The sequence below is a fragment of the Pseudomonas sp. ES1 genome (assembly GCF_050586605.1).
Lineage (GTDB): Bacteria > Pseudomonadota > Gammaproteobacteria > Pseudomonadales > Pseudomonadaceae > Aquipseudomonas > Aquipseudomonas sichuanensis.
The window spans coordinates 1-15,419 of record NZ_JBOBDM010000017.1 but is presented as its reverse complement, the minus strand read 5'-3'; the positions used below and the strand labels follow the sequence as shown (position 1 = coordinate 15,419).

General features: G+C 65.1%; 11 protein-coding genes. 5 read left to right on the top strand and 6 right to left on the bottom strand.

The window, feature by feature from the left end:
* Window positions 1–6: 6 nt before the first annotated feature.
* The 6 genes from ACQ4N9_RS09490 to ACQ4N9_RS09465 all read right to left on the bottom strand — a co-directional run bounded on the left by ACQ4N9_RS09490 (window position 7) and on the right by ACQ4N9_RS09465 (window position 11,957).
* Window positions 7–2,058 (bottom strand): HET-C-related protein, encoded by a 2,052-nt coding sequence (locus ACQ4N9_RS09490; RefSeq protein ID WP_390968281.1) that lies wholly within the window; start codon window positions 2,056–2,058, stop codon window positions 7–9.
* Window positions 2,059–2,259: 201 nt separating this feature from the next.
* Window positions 2,260–4,293 (bottom strand): PhoX family protein, encoded by a 2,034-nt coding sequence (locus ACQ4N9_RS09485; protein ID WP_390968279.1) that lies wholly within the window; start codon window positions 4,291–4,293, stop codon window positions 2,260–2,262.
* A gap of 142 nt (window positions 4,294–4,435) precedes the next feature.
* Window positions 4,436–8,956, bottom strand: a complete 4,521-nt coding sequence (locus tag ACQ4N9_RS09480) for a hemagglutinin repeat-containing protein (RefSeq protein ID WP_390968277.1) — start codon at window positions 8,954–8,956, stop codon at window positions 4,436–4,438.
* A gap of 27 nt (window positions 8,957–8,983) precedes the next feature.
* A complete protein-coding gene (locus tag ACQ4N9_RS09475; protein ID WP_390968275.1) occupies window positions 8,984–10,663 on the bottom strand; it encodes a ShlB/FhaC/HecB family hemolysin secretion/activation protein in 1,680 nt (559 codons plus the stop codon).
* A gap of 161 nt (window positions 10,664–10,824) precedes the next feature.
* On the bottom strand, window positions 10,825–11,382 hold the full coding sequence (locus ACQ4N9_RS09470; protein WP_347148728.1) for a L,D-transpeptidase family protein: 558 nt from the start codon (window positions 11,380–11,382) through the stop codon (window positions 10,825–10,827).
* A 20-nt stretch (window positions 11,383–11,402) separates the two neighbouring features.
* Window positions 11,403–11,957, bottom strand: a complete 555-nt coding sequence (locus ACQ4N9_RS09465) for an NUDIX hydrolase (RefSeq protein ID WP_390968273.1) — start codon at window positions 11,955–11,957, stop codon at window positions 11,403–11,405.
* Between the two features lie 135 nt (window positions 11,958–12,092).
* Between ACQ4N9_RS09465 and ACQ4N9_RS09460 the strand changes: the two genes are divergently transcribed.
* The 5 genes from ACQ4N9_RS09460 to purT form a co-directional block, all read left to right on the top strand.
* Entirely contained in the window at window positions 12,093–12,692 is a 600-nt protein-coding gene (locus ACQ4N9_RS09460) for a CoA pyrophosphatase (RefSeq protein ID WP_125465258.1), read from the top strand.
* Window positions 12,693–12,737: 45 nt separating this feature from the next.
* Window positions 12,738–13,262 carry a gamma carbonic anhydrase family protein gene (locus ACQ4N9_RS09455; RefSeq protein WP_125465257.1) on the top strand — a complete coding sequence of 175 codons (525 nt, stop codon included), beginning with the start codon at window positions 12,738–12,740 and terminating at the stop codon, window positions 13,260–13,262.
* Entirely contained in the window at window positions 13,252–13,449 is a 198-nt protein-coding gene (locus tag ACQ4N9_RS09450; protein WP_390968270.1) for a DUF1289 domain-containing protein, read from the top strand. The genes ACQ4N9_RS09455 and ACQ4N9_RS09450 overlap by 11 nt, the downstream gene beginning before the upstream one ends.
* Before the next feature lie 252 nt (window positions 13,450–13,701).
* On the top strand, window positions 13,702–14,169 hold the full coding sequence (locus tag ACQ4N9_RS09445) for a VUT family protein (RefSeq protein WP_125465255.1): 468 nt from the start codon (window positions 13,702–13,704) through the stop codon (window positions 14,167–14,169).
* Between the two features lie 74 nt (window positions 14,170–14,243).
* Window positions 14,244–15,419: formate-dependent phosphoribosylglycinamide formyltransferase (gene purT / locus ACQ4N9_RS09440; RefSeq protein WP_430932713.1), on the top strand; the 1,176-nt coding region annotated here is incomplete at its 3' end.

Genomic DNA, 15,419 nt, shown 5'->3' with positions numbered 1-15,419 from the left:
TTCCAATCAAAAGAACGGGAACAGATTGTTGAAACTTTCGCTGGTCTTGATCGGCGTGTAGTTCTTGTTCTCATCAAGCTTGCGCAGATGTTCTCGTGCATGTTTCTCGTAACTGTCACGCAGCTCGTCGAACAGGCTGGAAGAGGCACCCCGCGCAATTTCCTGCCCATGGGTACTTGCCCATTCGGCGACGATTGCATCCTGCCAGTCGGTGTCATAAGGGTGCTGAATGAAGGCGATGGCCTCTTCTGAGGGTGGCAGTGCAAGCTCACCCCTCCAGTACGCCTGCATGTGACCGCCCAACTGCCTCACTGCCTCTTCGGCGAGCAAGGTCGCCAGTCCGTGGAAGGGGTGGGTGTCGTGATCCTTGGCCAACTGTGAGTGGGTCGGGTCTACGCCCGGCGTAGTGTTGGGGTCATCAGCAAACTCTGTCTGAAAATCGTCCACCAGATCGCCGAGTTTTGTCAGCAGTGACTGGAAGACTTGGTTGCAGTAATGGCTGACCACCCGCAACGGCAGGGTCACTGCCCAATACACAAAATGGGCAAAGCGGAACAACGGCTTATCGGCGAGGTTGTCGCGCAGCGCCAGTAGTCTTTCCAGTGCATTCAGCCACATGGGATTTTCCTGCTCGCGGAGCAGAATCAGCATCATCTTCTCGGCATCGCTACGGTAGCCACGTTCAATGTCCTTGAACGCCGGAGGGCGGGTGGGGAACATCATCTTGGCCAAGGGTTCGGCAACACTGGCGAGGATGTCGAAACCGCTGAACAGGCCGGTAACCACCGGCAGGCCATGTTTACAGTCGGTTTCTGTTGTCCAGGTCAATACGTCCTCATAGCCAAGCTTGCGCAAGCTGAGCTCGACGAAGTTGGAGTGGGCGAAATAATCTTCAACGATATGCAGGGCCTCGCCGAAATGCCGCAGGCGATCAGCTTTTTCGTCGGAGTACCCAGCCCTTTGGATGTGGTGAAGCAGGTTATCGATCGGCCCATCCATGTAGACCTTTCTCGATTGACTGGGATAGACCAGGGTCGCGTCATCACCTGGCCTGACCGGCGCTTCGAAATCTTCGTCGATTTCCCTGGGGTCGAGGGGCATCTCGCTATAGTCGGTGGGGTTGTCGATGTGTTCCGATGGGCGATACACCCCGAGCAGCTCGGTAGTCACCCTGTAGGCTTCGCGCCCCTGCTCAGTGTTCTGCAGGCTGTTGAACGCTTTGAGTGCCAACAGATCGACGATCTGGGTGAGGACGTCTCTGGAGATCTTCCTGGGGAATTGCTTGGGGGCACCTTCGGGGCGAACGAGCTTGGGGTCGATCAGTTGTGAATGGTCGCGTAGCCAGTTGCCGAAGTAGACAGCCTTGACTTCCTGCGCACTGAAACCGACATCCCTCAGGACCTGGGCGATCGTTTCGTGGCCACCTTCGCCTGCGCCGAACCGTGGTTGTGGCCTGGGACGACGCAGTTCCTCCGGGATCACCGCCTCAACAGGGGGCGCGGCGCTCACATCCAGTGCCAGTGTGAGTTCTTCCCCGGCAACGGTGAAATAGCCGAACACCGTGCCGTCCTCGGGGGAACTGTCGATGAAGGTCATCATGCTGGCGTATCTGCCGGCAACCTCCTTCGCCTGTTCAGGTGACGGTGGTGACAGGTCGTCCTCGCCCATGGCGTGGTGCTCGATCTGGATCAGGTTGGCCAGATGGCCACCAAAGGCGCCGAGCAGTGCCAACAAGAATTCGGGTGTGTCTTGTGGGTTGGCGAGCACCCGGTCGATGGCCGTCTGGTCGATGAAGATGACCTGCAAGTCGTTGTCGTAACGAGTGATGGTGTCTTGCTGCGTCACCACCTGGAATGCAGGGTTGTCGAGGGCGCCTTCAAGTATGTCGGTGCGCAGCTTGAGATAGACCTCAGCCGGTACTTCCAGGCCGAACACCGGCATGAAGGTGAGCATGAAGTCGAGCTCCGGGGTATCCAGGGCAAACACGGTAAGCTGGTCGTGAGCGAAGGAACTCTCGAAAACGGGTGCTTCTTCCTCGTACATCGTGGCGTTGTTCATGTCGCGTCCTCTCATCAAATGTGTAGGACGTTCAGCGTGATGGTTCACAAGCGCCGGAAGAATATGGAACTGGAGCCTACAGTCACGCGGGAAATATCTGTCTTGGCGTTCCTCCAGGTCTGAGTTGGCTAGCCGCAGCAGCTGACGACCCTGCGGTCAGCTGCTGCCATGTGGCCTGTTGCAACCGATTTACCGCGCCTTTCAGGCGATGCCGATCTCCCCGCCGTCGTTACGCTGAATAACCACGGTCGAAGAGCGTGGGCGCACCTTTTCGCCGCTCGGCGTGGCATCGGTGGCGATACCGCTGGCTGGCCAGTTTTCCGGGTGCTGGATGTTGACGAACAGGGTCTTGTTATCCGGGGTGAAGGCGATGCCCGTCACCTCGCAGCCATTGGGCCCGACGAAGAAGCGACGCAGGTCCGCCTGGTTGCTGGCGTTGACCGGAATCTGCTTGCCGCTGCCATCCACCAGGTCGGTGGGGATCACCGCCAGCAACTGGTCGTTGGTGTAGCTGGTCACGCTCTGTTCGCTGTTGTCGGTCTCGAACCACAGCACGCCGCGGCTATCGAAGCGCATGCCGTCGGGGCTGGCGAACTGGTTCATCTCGGTCAGGCCGGAGCGGTTGATGTCGGGGCCGCCGGCGGCGTTGGCGCCGAACACGAAGATGTCCCAGGTGAAGCGCTGGTGATCGTCGCTTTCGTGCCAACGGATGATGTGGCCATGGCGGTTGGGGCCGCGCGGGTTGGCCGCATCGACCTTGTCCGGGCTGCGCGCGCTGTTGTTGGTCAAGGTGAGGTAGGCGTCGCCATTGAGCGGGTTGACCGCTGTCCACTCGGGGCGGTCCATCGGCGTTGCGCCCACGGCGTCGGCGGCGCCACGGGTATTGAGGATGATGCCCGCCAGGTCGCCATAACGTGCCCCCAGGGTGGTGCCGTCGGTCGTGGCGGTTACGGCATCGAGCAGCAGCCACACACCCTTGCCGTCGGCGTCGAACCGCGCCACGTAGAGCTTGCCCTTGTCCAGGTACTTGGCGCCGGTGGCCAGGCGGTCGGCAGGCTTGGCGTCGGCCGGGTCCCACGGCGCGTCCGAGACGAACTTGTACAGGTACTCGTTGTTGGAGTCGTCGCCGGTGTACCAGACCAGTGGCTTGCCGGCCACGGCCAGGCCCGGGCAGCAGCCCTCGTGACGGAATCGGCCCAGCGCGGTGCGCTTCACCGCCCGGGTGGCGCTGTTGTACGGGTCAATTTCGACGATGTAGCCGTAAGTGCTGGCCTCGTTGCGGAAGTCGTCGCTGGCGCTGGCACCGCTGGGGGTGAGGTTGAAGCGGGCGAATTCGTCGTCGAACTCGCTGGCGTCACCGGCGGCGGTTTCCCAGCTGTATTGGCCCGTGGTGGCGGAGACGCCGATGCGCACCTGGTCGGCAGGACGGGTGGCGGTGTTGACGAAGATGCCCGGCCAGTTCTCCTCGCAGGTCAGGTAAGTGCCCCATGGGGTGTAGCCGTTGCCGCAGTTGTTGTTGGTGCCACGGCATTCCACGCCACTGGGCGAGAAGCGGGTCTTGACGTGCTCTGTGCCACGCAGGGGGCCGGCGATGTCCATCACCGTGGCGGTGGTGAAGCGCCGGTTCAGCGGGTCGTTGTCGACCACCTGCCAGCGCCCGCCGACCTTGCGGATGCGCACCACGCCGGCGCCGTGGGCGTTGATTTCCTTGCGCACCTCTTCGGCCGGGCGTTTGCCGTCGACCGTGGTAGGGCCGGCCGGGTGCAGGGCGGCGGTGTCGATGTATTCGAAGTTGATCGCCAGCAGGCCGTCGTCGGAGCTGCCATCGATGGGGAAGAAATGCATGCCGTCATGGTGCATGCCCATGGCGTTGGCCTGGTCGGCGGCGCTGTTGCTGCCGTCCGCTTGCCAGGGTTTGCCGCTGCTGTTGAGCGGCGTGCCCCAAGGCGCCAGGACATAGGCGCTGTAGCCGGCGGCGACGACGCAGGCGTCGGTGCGCGAGCCCTTGATCGATTGGAAGCCAAGTTTGGGTGTGGCAGGTTTCGGCGTGGGGGCAGGGCTGCTGGCGCCGCTGTCGAAGCAGCCGGCCAGGCCTGCGCCGGCGATCATGGCGATCGCAGCGCCAAGGCCGCCGCGTACCACGGCCCGACGGCTCAGGTAGGTGTCCATGACGCTGGCCATCGGCAGGTTGCCGCTCAGGTTGCGGTCCAGGTTGTCGCCGCTGTCTCGACTCATCAGGTGTCCTTTTTTATCCGAGTTGAAGCAAACGCAAACTGTAGGTCGCAAATGTGACGATCAGTTTGCAGAAAGGTTACCGGGGCTCGGGGCCCCGGCGATTGCTGCGCAGGCTTTGTTTCTGCATGTTTAGCCGTGATGGCTACGGCTTGCCGTCGATCCGTGACACCCACTCGGCACTACGGCTATGGCCACTGGTCCGCAACAGGCCCAGGTCAAGCGAGTTGTCCCCCCCGGCGGTGCCTTTGCCTTGGATGCTTTCGAGCACGGCGGTGCCCAGGTCGATCGGCGAGTTGGACGCGTCCAGCGACAGCTCGCGGCGATAGTCACGACCGCTCAAGGTCTCACGGGTGACGCTGCTGCCGCCCAGGTCGACGCGGCCTTCGCTGGCCAGCAGCCTGGCACCGGTCAGGCGGGTATCGCCTGCCACTTTCAGGTCGATGCCCTGGGTGCCGGCGAGGGTGGTCTGCCGGGTGACGGTGTCACGTTGTTGATGGCTGACTTGCACCTTGAGCGTCGGTGACAAGGCGGGCTCCGACTTGGCCAGCCACTTGCCGGCCTTGTCGCGCACCTTGTCGCCAGCCGGCCCGGCCAGTGCGCTGGCAGCGTTGATATGCCCCTGCGGGTTCTTCTCCTGGCTGAGGCGCCCGTCAACCGTCAGCGCGAGGCTGTCGACGCGGTCCTTGCGGCTGGTGACCAGCAAGTCACCGCCCACCTTGCCACTGATGCGCTCGGCATCCAGGCGTGCGCCTTCGATACGTGTGTCGCTACGGCTGTGCAGGTCGATCTCCCCGGCGTTCAGGGTGCTGTCGTGCCAGGCCTGGTTGTCGCGTCTGTCGAGTACCACCTGCACCCGTCCGTGCAGGGTGCGCACATCCTTGTCGCGGGTTTCGCCACGGTTCAGCTTGAAGCCGGCCCCGGCGGTGATATCGCGATTGTCGCGGTGCTCCTGCTGGCTCGATGCTTCGATCAGCAAACCGCCGTTTCTGGCATCCAGGCCGATCCGCGCGGCACTGGCCTGCAGCCCCTGAACCTGCAAGGCGACGTCATCACGGGCCAGGCTGGTGAGCTGCAGCGCAGCCTTGCTGGTGAAGCGGGCGTCCACGGCCTGAAGGTCATGTTCATCCACCTTGGCGCTGGTGAAATGCCCGCCCAGGTTACCGCCTTTGCCTGCACCGACTGTGCCGGCGATTTCCAGCCCGCCACCGAGGGTGGAACCGCTGGCCGCATGGCTATCGCTGGCGGCGCCAACGGTCAGCAGGCCGTCGCTGTGCAGGGTGATGTCGCCGCTGGCATCAATGCGCGTGCCCTCCAGGTGCAGGTTGGAGGCGCTATTGAGTTCGACCGCGCCCTTGGCGTCGACCTGGGCCACCTGCGCCTTGGTGTCTTCGCCTTGCCGCCGGCTGTGATCGAGGTAACCACGCAGGTCGAGGCCCTGGCTGCCGGGGCGGTTGCCGCCCTTGGCCCAGAGGCTGGCGTCCAGTTGCGTTTTGTTCTGCGTGGTGCGGTCATGGGCCGCAGCCAAGGTCAGGTCGCCGGTGCTGGCCAGGCTGACCGCGCCATCGCCACCGTTGAAACGCGTGCCTTCATACCGCCCATCGCTGCCCAGTTGTACCTGGATACCGGTTTGCCCATACAGGCTGCCGGGGCGGGCGAGGGTAGTGGTCTGCCGGTTCGCCAGGGTGCCGCCTTTGCCTTCGAGGCGGCCGTTGATGTCCTGCCCGGTGCTGGTATCCACCCGCAAGCCGCCGTCGACTGCCAGGCGCCGCACTTCGTGCTGCTGCTCGTCGCTTGCAGCAAGCAGTTGATGCGTGTCGGCCTGGATCTGCAGCGGGCCGCTGCTGGCGTTGTAGTGGGTACCCTGGTCATCGATACGCTTGGCGTCGATGCTTACTGTGGCGCCACTGAAAGTGCTGGCCTGGGCGCTGCTGTTGGCGTCGGTCTGGGTGCGGGCAAGGTGGTTTAGGGTCAGGTCGGCGCCGAGACTGGGTGGCGCCAGCGCGTCTTCGATGCCGGGCTGTTGGAAGCGCGCGGCTTCATCGCCGTTGACCAGGCGTTCGACAGGCCGGGAAATATCGCGGTACTCGAGGCTCGCACCCAGGCTGCCCTGCCAGTGGTTGCTGCGCTGTTCGCGGGCCGTGCTGTTGTGCGCGGCACGATTGTCGATGCGCGGGGCGTTGACCAGCAGTGTACCTGCGGCCTCGACACTGGCCGCTTCGCTGGCCAGGTGCGGGGTGTCGATGCGCAGGTTGCCAGCGGCCTTGAGTTCGCTGCGTTGCAGGGTGCTGCTGGTTTCGTGCTGGCTGTCCTGCTTGCGATGGCCGTAGAAGGCACTGCCGATGCGGTCGATGCCGCCGGTCAAGGCAAGGCCGCCGCCGCTGCGAGTGTCGATCGTTTGGTTGTCCTCGATATGGCGCGCGGCGTCGAGCACCACCTTCTGCGCCTGCAGGCTCAGGTCCCCGGAACTGGCCAGCACCTGTGAGCTCGTGACGTTCAGCTGTCCGCCGCTGTGCAGCTCAACGGCAGCGCCGCTCAGCGTGCTGGCGACCTGCTGCGTTGCCGATTGCCGCTCGTCGACCTGGGCAACCTCGTAGCCGACCCTGGCGTCGTACTGGCGCGAGTCCGGGTTGCCATCCTGTGCCAGCCGGGTTTGTTGGGCGCTGGCAGTCAGATAGCGTTGTTGGCTGGAGCGTTCGGTGCTTTGGCTGGTTTGTGCACTTTCGATGTCGAGGTTGCCCTTGGCATCGAGCTGCAGCTTTTGCCCGGCACTGAGGGTGGCCCCTTGCACCTTCAACTCATCGGCGCTGGCCAGGCGCAGGTTGCTGGTGGAGCGCAGGTCGCTCTGCAGCACCTGTTGCGTGTTCTGCCGGGTTTCGCTGCTATTGCCGAGCAGGCCGAACACTTTGCTGTCACTGGCGTTCTGCTGCGATTGGCGGGTGCTCTTTGCGGCCTCGACCGTCAGCGCGGCCTTGTCGCTGTACAGCACGGCGTCGCCGCCACTGCTGACCGTGCTGCCGCGGATGGCCATGCTGTCGGCACTGACACTGAGCTTGCCTTCGGCGCGCAGGCTGCTGCCGCTGGCCTGGCTGCCCTGGGTCTGGTCGCCGTTGCGCTTGCCGAAGAAGGTGCCGGACACCAGGTCGCCGCGGTAGTCGCGCTGGTTGCCGCTATCCTTGAGCGCCTGCTCGCCCACCTCGACCTGGCGTGCCTGCAATTGCAGGTCGCCCTGGCTGTGCAGGGTGCTGGCGCGGACCCGCAGGGCATTGCCTGCGCTGGCCACGATCTGCGCGCCCTGGAGGGTGCTGGGGTTGGCTTTTTCGCGGTATTGCTGGCTGTCGCTGTCGCCGCGCCAGAGGTGTTTGCGATGGCGCACCTGTTCGTCGACGCTGCTGCTGTCGACTGCGGCGTCGATTGCCAGGTCGGCGCCGCTGTGCAAGGCCAGCGTGCCTCCGGCCTGCAGATGGGCGGCGCTCAGTTGCAGGTCGTCGCTGGCGTCGAGCGTGAGGTTGTCACTGGCCTGCAGGTCCGAGCCCTGTTGCGCAAGGTCGGTCTGGGTGCGTTCGCGGCTGTAGGTTTCGCTGGTGACGAACCACCATTTCTTGTCCCAGGCCTCGCGGTCTCGTTGCACCTCTTCGCGGGTGGCGGCATCCAGGGTCAGCGTCTGCCCCGAGCGGGCTTCGATGCGCTCGGCCTGGCCGCGGGTGGCGGTCAGTTGCAGGTCGCCGGCGGCGTCCAGGGTCAGTGCGCCGCGGCTGCTGGTCAGGCTGGCCTGCTGCTGCCCGGTACCTTGCACGCGCAGGTCGCCGGCGGAGCGGATGGTCAGCCCGTCATCGGCCTGCAAGGCCACGGCGCCGACCTTGACGCCTGCGCCTTCGGCGCTGCTCACCACGCGGATGCGCCCGGCACGCATGGCGCCGAACAGGCTGGCGTCGATGCTGCCCGGGGTGCCGGGCAGGTGCAGCAGGACCTCGCCGCTGGCAGCGTCGAGGCGTTGGCGGCCGACGTTCAGGTTCAACTCGCCCTTGGCCTCGAGCGGTCCGACGCTGTCGATGCGCGGGGCGATCAGGTCCAGCGCGCCTTCCTTGTTGGACTGGCCCCCCGCCAGTACTTGCAGCGCGCCCTCGGCCTTGAGCGTATCCAGGTACTTGAGCTGCTGGTCTTCGATGACCGGGATGCCGACCAGCAAACCGGCGCGAGTGGTGTTGATGAAGCTGCCGCCGTTGAGGGTGATGCCGTTGGGGTTGGCGAGGATGTAGTCGGCAGCACGGCCGAAGATTTCCTGTGGGCCTTCGATCAGTGAGGCGTTGCGGCTGATCACTTCGTTGAGGATGGTCGAGGCGGCCTGGCCCTGGAACTGCGGGTTGGCCGCCAGGGCACCGGCCAGTTGCGACTGGCCAGCGTGCACGGCGTTGTTCAGGACCAGGCCCTGGTTGCCGACGTTGTAGTCGAGGAACTGGTTGTGCGACAGGCCGCTGGCGTTGGGCGCAACGATATCGATCACCGGAACGCCGTGCGCCTCGCTGACCAATGGCGTGCCGCCCGGGCCGGGGGCAGGTTGCAACTGTCCGGCGGCCAGCAGCGTGGGCGAGGCGCACAGGCAGAGGAACATGGCCCAGCGCAGCCGGTCGGGGCGCAGCGGGCGGGGATGTTCGGTCGGTTTCATGGTGGTGCTCTCCTTTCGGTGGATGAATCAGAGGTTCAAGGTCCACTCCAGGCCCCAGAAGCCGGGTTCGAGCGCGTGGCGCGGGCGATCGCTGGCGTACAGGGCGCGTTGGTAATCGAGGCGTATGCGGTTGCCGGGCAGGCTCAGCTCCAGGCCCAGGGTGCCGCCGGCCAGGCGCTGCGAAGGGCTGCCGTGGTCGAAGCGGGTCCAGCCCAGGTCCAGGCCCAGGTAGGGGCGCAGTTGCACGGCGGGGGATGAAAGGAGGTCGAAGGGGTAGCTGAGGGTATTGCGCCAGGCGGCGCCGCTGGCGCCGGAGACGGTGCGCTGGCGCACACCGCGAACACTGTTGTTGTCACTGAGCAGCAGCTGCTCGATGGCGGGCAGCGGGTCGGGGCTGTATTGCAGGTTCAGCTCGCTTTGCCAGCGCCAGGGGTGCGCGGGCGGTGCCTGGGCCAGGTACAGCAGGCTGGCGCGGTACTTGCGAAAGTCGGGTTTCGGGGCGCCGGGGCGCAGCGCGCGGCGGTCGGCACCGAGTGCGTCGAGGCCCTGGCTGAGCCCCAGCGAGGCGCTCCACAACCCATGCTCCAGCCACAGCAGGTTGAGGCCGGCGTCGAGGGTGGTGAGGGTCGGGCTTTGCACGGCCAGGCGTTGGCGTTGCAGGTAGTTGTCCAGGCGTTTGTGGTCCAGGCGCAGGCCGGCGCTGAGCATGCCCTGCTGGTTGCGCCACAGTACGCGCTCGCTGCTCAGGCCCTGGAACTGGCTGCCGCCGCTGGCCTGGCGCCCGCCGGGCAACGGTGAGTGATAGCTCAGCCGGCTGGCGCTGAGCGCGAAGGACCAGGGCCCGTAAGGGATGCTGTAGTACAGGCTCACCCCCTGGCTGGCGCCGGGCGCCTGCAGCACGGTCGAGAACAGCGCTACCCGCAGGTCGTCGTTTAGCCCCAGCGGGCTGTCCAGGCCGAGCCCGAGGTTGAGGCGCTGGCGGCCGGTCAGCGGGCTGCCGCGGTTGTCGAAGCGGCTGTCCAGGTGCCAGCGGGCGCCGACCTGGCGAGGGACGATGCGTATGCGCGTCGCCCCGGCCACCTCGCCGGGCAGCAGGTCGGCGCCAAGGTCGTAGGCCCGCAGGCGATTGAGCTGGTCCAGGCCTTGCTCCAGGTCAGGCAGGTGCAGTGGCTGGCCTAGCAGGCCGGGGAAGGCACCGTGCAGCGACAGCGGCAGCTCGTCGCCGGCCAGTTCGATGGCTTCGACAAACCCCTCGACGATCAGGATGTCCAGTGGCAGGCCGGGCTGCGGTGCCTGCAGCAGATAGGGGCGCGCAAGTGGATAGCCGGCCTGCACATAGCGTTCGGTCAGTGCCCTGAACAGCTGGTTGATGGCCGCCACGTCCATGCAGGGCAGCACCAGCGGGCGCAAGGTGCCTTCGAGGTCGCTGGCCGAGAGGCGGCGGTTGCCGCTCATGCGCACCCCTGACACTGGCCAGCAGGGGCTGCCGGCATCGTCTGGCGAAGTGCCTTGTGGCGTGCGGCTGGACGGCTGGCGGTACTGCCAGCGTTGCAGCCGCTGGCGCTGTTCCAGTTCGCGTATCGACTGCTGCTGGTCGTGCAGTTGCAGGCTGGCCGGGTCTTCTGCCGCGGCGGCCGGCACGCTGCACAGGCTCAGCAGCAGGCAGGCGAGGTACAGCGGGATGGCACGACGGAGGGTGGTCGGCATGGCGAAATCCGGCAATTCGTGTACGAAGGGAGTACTCGTTTGCGTGGATTCTATGAATCTGCCTAGCCGATTGGATGCGGTCTCGCGCCCATCTGAATGCCAGATGGGTGGTGAGAATGTGTAGGGAATTTCCTAGGAAATTGCGCCGAGGGGGCGGCCGCTCAAGGGCGGATTTCGATCAAAGTACCGTCCTTGACCATGCTCCACACCTCGCGCATGTCGTCGTTGCGCATGGCGATGCAGCCCTCGGTCCAGTCGAGGGTGTGGAAGTACCACTCCGGGTATTCCTCGTTGATCGGGGTGCCGTGGATCATGATCATGCCACCGGCATCCACCCCTTCACGGCGGGCCTTGGCGGCGTCGGTGATGTTCGGGTAGGAGATGTGCATGGCCAGGTTGTAGCGGTCGCTGACCTTGCGCCAGTCGAGCCAGTACAGGCCCTCGGGGGTTTTCTTGTCGCCTTCGCGCACCTTGGCGCCCTTGGGTTGCTTGCCCAGGGAAATGCGGTAGGTTTTCAACGGTTCGCCACGGCTGATCAGTTGCAGGCGGCGTTCGGACTTGAGCACCAGCACTTTGTCGATCAACGGCCCCTGCACCACGGCGCTGGCGGGTGAAACGGTCTGCACGACCGGTTGTGGCTTGCGAATGATGGTTTCGGTGAACGCGGCATGCGAAACCGAGGCGACACTGAGGCAGAAAAGGGCAAGCAACCAGCGCATGAAACCGTATCCCTGAAAACTTAAGTGGTGGATGACGCGACATTCATCGGCGGCAGGTATTCATGGCCTATCGGGTAGTGCTGCCTGACGCGGTCGCGATAGTAGCATTCTAGTGTGCGTGTGACGGTGCGGAAAGCCAGCTCATCCCACGGGATTTCGTGTTCCTCGAACAAGCGCACCTCCAGGCTCTCGACGCCGACGGCGAAGTTCAGGTCGGCCAGTTCCGCGCGGAAGAACACGTGCACCTGGTTGATGTGCGGCAAGTCGAACAACTGGTACAGGCTCATTTGCGTGACCCGGGCGCAGGCTTCTTCGACGGTTTCGCGACGAGCGGCGTCGTCGAGGGTCTCGCCGTTCTCCATGAAGCCAGCGGGCAGGGTCCAGAAGCCGCGGCGTGGCTCGATGGCGCGGCGGCACAGCAGCACCTGGCTGCCCCAGGTGGGCAGCACACCGGCAACGATGTTGGGGTTCTGGTAATGGATGGTCTGGCAATGCTCGCACACATACCGCGGGCGGCTGTCGCCCTCGGGGATTCGCTGGATAACCGGCTGGCCGCACGCGCTGCAGAATTTCATGCTTTCATCATTCCTGTGGGGTCTGGCTATCTTGGCGCGCGCGGTCGGCCCACTGCAAGCAGCCCGGGGCAGGGCTTGGGTGCCCGCAGGCTTTGGTGCATCATGCACGGCAGGCCTTGGAATCGAGAGTGCGTAATGCTGGACGAGCTTCTTCGCCGAATGAGCAACCACACCCCTGCATCATTGCAGGTGGACAGCCGTTTTCCGGAAGCAGCGGTGCTGTTACCCATTACCCGCAGCGATGAGCCCGAGCTGGTGCTCACCCTGCGTGCCAAGGGCTTGTCCACCCACGGTGGCGAAGTGGCGTTCCCAGGCGGGCGGCGCGATCCCGAGGACCCGGACCTGGTGTTCACGGCCCTGCGTGAAGCAGAAGAAGAGATCGGCCTGCCGCCCGGCCTGGTCGAGGTGATCGGCCCGCTCAGCCCGTTGATTTCATTGCATGGCCTGAAGGTGACGCCCTTCGTCGGGCTGATCCCCGATTACGTCGAGTACCACGCCAACGATGCGGAAATTGCCGCCGTATTCACGGTGCCGCTGGCGTTCTTTCGCCAGGACCCGCGCGACCACACCCACCGTATCGATTACCAGGGCCGCAGCTGGTACGTGCCCAGCTACCGCTACGGCGACTACAAGATCTGGGGGCTGTCGGCGATCATGATCGTCGAGCTGGTCAACCTGCTGTTCGATGCCGGCATCAGCCTGCACAAGCCGCCAGAGCGTTTCATCCAGAACTGAGCGGGGCACACCCCGCCACCGGCGTTCAACCGTGAGGAGCGACACATGAAATACCGCCTGGGCGACCTGCGGGTCGAGACCCATCCCACCAGTTGGGCCGCACCCAATGCCACGCTGATCGGCAAGGTACGCCTGCAGGCGCGTGCCAGCGTGTGGTTCGGCGCGGTGCTGCGCGGCGACAACGAGCTGATCGACATCGGCGAGGACAGCAACGTCCAGGACGGCACGGTGATGCACACCGACATGGGCTCGCCGCTGACCCTCGGCAAGGGCGTGACCATCGGCCATAACGCCATGCTGCATGGCTGCACGGTGGGCGACTACAGCCTGATCGGCATCAACGCGGTGATCCTCAACGGTGCGCGCATCGGCAAGCACTGCATCATCGGCGCCAATGCACTGATCCCCGAAGGCAAGGAAATCCCCGATGGCTCGCTGGTAATGGGCTCGCCTGGCAAGGTGGTGCGCGAGCTGACCGAGCAACAGCAGCGCATGCTCGAAGCCAGCGCTGCGCATTACGTGCACAACGCCCAGCGTTACGCCCGTGAACTGGTGCCCGATGAAGACTGACGAACGGCCCGTGGCCTCGCCCTGCGTCAGCATTTGCGCCCTGGACGAGCAGGATGTCTGCACCGGGTGCCAGCGCACGGTGAGCGAGATCACCCGCTGGGGGCGGATGGACAACCAGGAGCGCCGTGAGGTGCTCAAGCGCTGCCATGAGCGGGCGGTGGCGGCGGGGCTGATCATCGGCATGTGAACCGTTGCGGTTTCCTTCGCGGGTAGATCGCAGCGGCGAACCGCCGCTCCCACAGGTTCAGCGACGAGCCTGTGGGAGCAACTGTCTTATGCCGTCAATGCTGGCCTCATCGCTGGCAAGCCAGCTCCCACAGGTACGATGCTTGCCTCAAGGCTAGCGCGATCCCTGTGGGAGCGGGTTTACCCGCGAAGAGTCTGGCGCTGACTTTGAATTCAAGTATTCTGTGCGGCTTGCCCAACATCCAGATAGCCCATGTTCTACCTCATCGCCTATATCAGCAGCGTGGTGCTGATCAACTACGCCTTCTCCAGCGCACCGCACCTGGATGTGATCTGGTCCGCCTGGGGTGGCCTGGTGTTCATCCTGCGCGACATGGTGCAGACCCGCTACGGCCATGGCGCGCTGCTGGCCATGCTGGCGGCTCTGGTGCTCTCGTATGCCACCTCCGAGCCGGCCATCGCCCTGGCCAGCGCTACCGCGTTCTTCGTCTCCGAACTGATCGACTGGCTGGTATTCAGCGTCACCCGCCGGCCCCTGCGCGACCGCCTGTGGCTGAGCTCGGCGCTGAGCATCCCGGTGGATACCTTCATCTTCTTCGGCATGATCGGCGCATTGACCCCCGTGGTGATCGGCACGGCGCTGGCGTCGAAGTTCGCCGGAGTCACCGCGGTATGGCTGATCATGGCCTGGCGTGCCCGGCGCGCGATGGTCGTATCCTGATGTAGAATGCGGGTCCAATTTTCAGCGGGCGGCAGCCAGCGTGGCGCGGCCCCGGACGCCTTCGAGGACCTGAAATGACCCGTATCGGAACCCCATTGTCGCCTACCGCGACCCGTGTACTGCTGTGCGGCTGCGGCGAGCTGGGCAAGGAAGTGGTGATCGAGCTGCAGCGCCTGGGCGTCGAGGTGATCGCCGTCGACCGTTACGCCAATGCCCCGGCCATGCAGGTCGCGCACCGCAGCCACGTGATCAACATGCTCGACGGCGTGGCCCTGCGCGCGGTGATCGAGGCGGAAAAGCCGCACTACATCGTCCCCGAGATCGAGGCCATCGCCACCGCCACGCTGGTGGAGCTTGAGAACGAAGGCTTCAATGTCGTCCCCACCGCCCGCGCCACCCAACTGACCATGAACCGCGAAGGCATCCGCCGCCTGGCCGCCGAAGAGCTGGACCTGCCGACCTCGCCTTACCACTTCGCCGACACCTTCGAGGACTACAGCAAGGCCGTCGCCGACCTCGGCTACCCGTGCGTGGTCAAGCCGGTGATGAGCTCGTCGGGCAAGGGCCAGAGCCTGCTGCGCAGCGCCGACGACCTGCAGAAGGCCTGGGACTACGCCCAGGAAGGCGGCCGCGCCGGCAAGGGCCGGGTGATCATCGAGGGCTTCATCGACTTCGAATACGAAATCACCTTGCTGACCGTGCGCCATGTGGGCGGCACCACCTTCCTCGAGCCGGTCGGCCACCGTCAGGAGAAGGGCGACTACCAGGAGTCCTGGCAGCCTCAGGCCATGAGCCCGAAAGCCCTGGCTGAGTCGCAGCGGGTGGCCCAGGCGGTCACCGACGCCCTGGGTGGGCGTGGCCTGTTCGGCGTCGAGCTGTTCGTCAAGGGTGACCAGGTGTGGTTCAGCGAAGTCTCTCCGCGCCCGCACGACACTGGCCTGGTGACCTTGATTTCCCAGGACCTGTCGCAGTTCGCCCTGCACGCCCGGGCGATTCTCGGCCTGCCGATCCCGGTGGTGCGCCAGTTCGGCCCGTCGGCTTCGGCGGTGATCCTGCCCGAAGGCCAGTCGCAGCAGACCGCCTTCGCCAACCTGAACGCCGCCCTGAGCGAGCCGGACACCGCCATCCGCCTGTTCGGCAAGCCTGAGATCAACGGCACCCGCCGCATGGGCGTGTGCCTGGCGCGTGACGAGTCGGTTGAAGCGGCACGGGCCAAGGCCACCCGCGCTTCGCAGGCGGTCAAGGTCGAG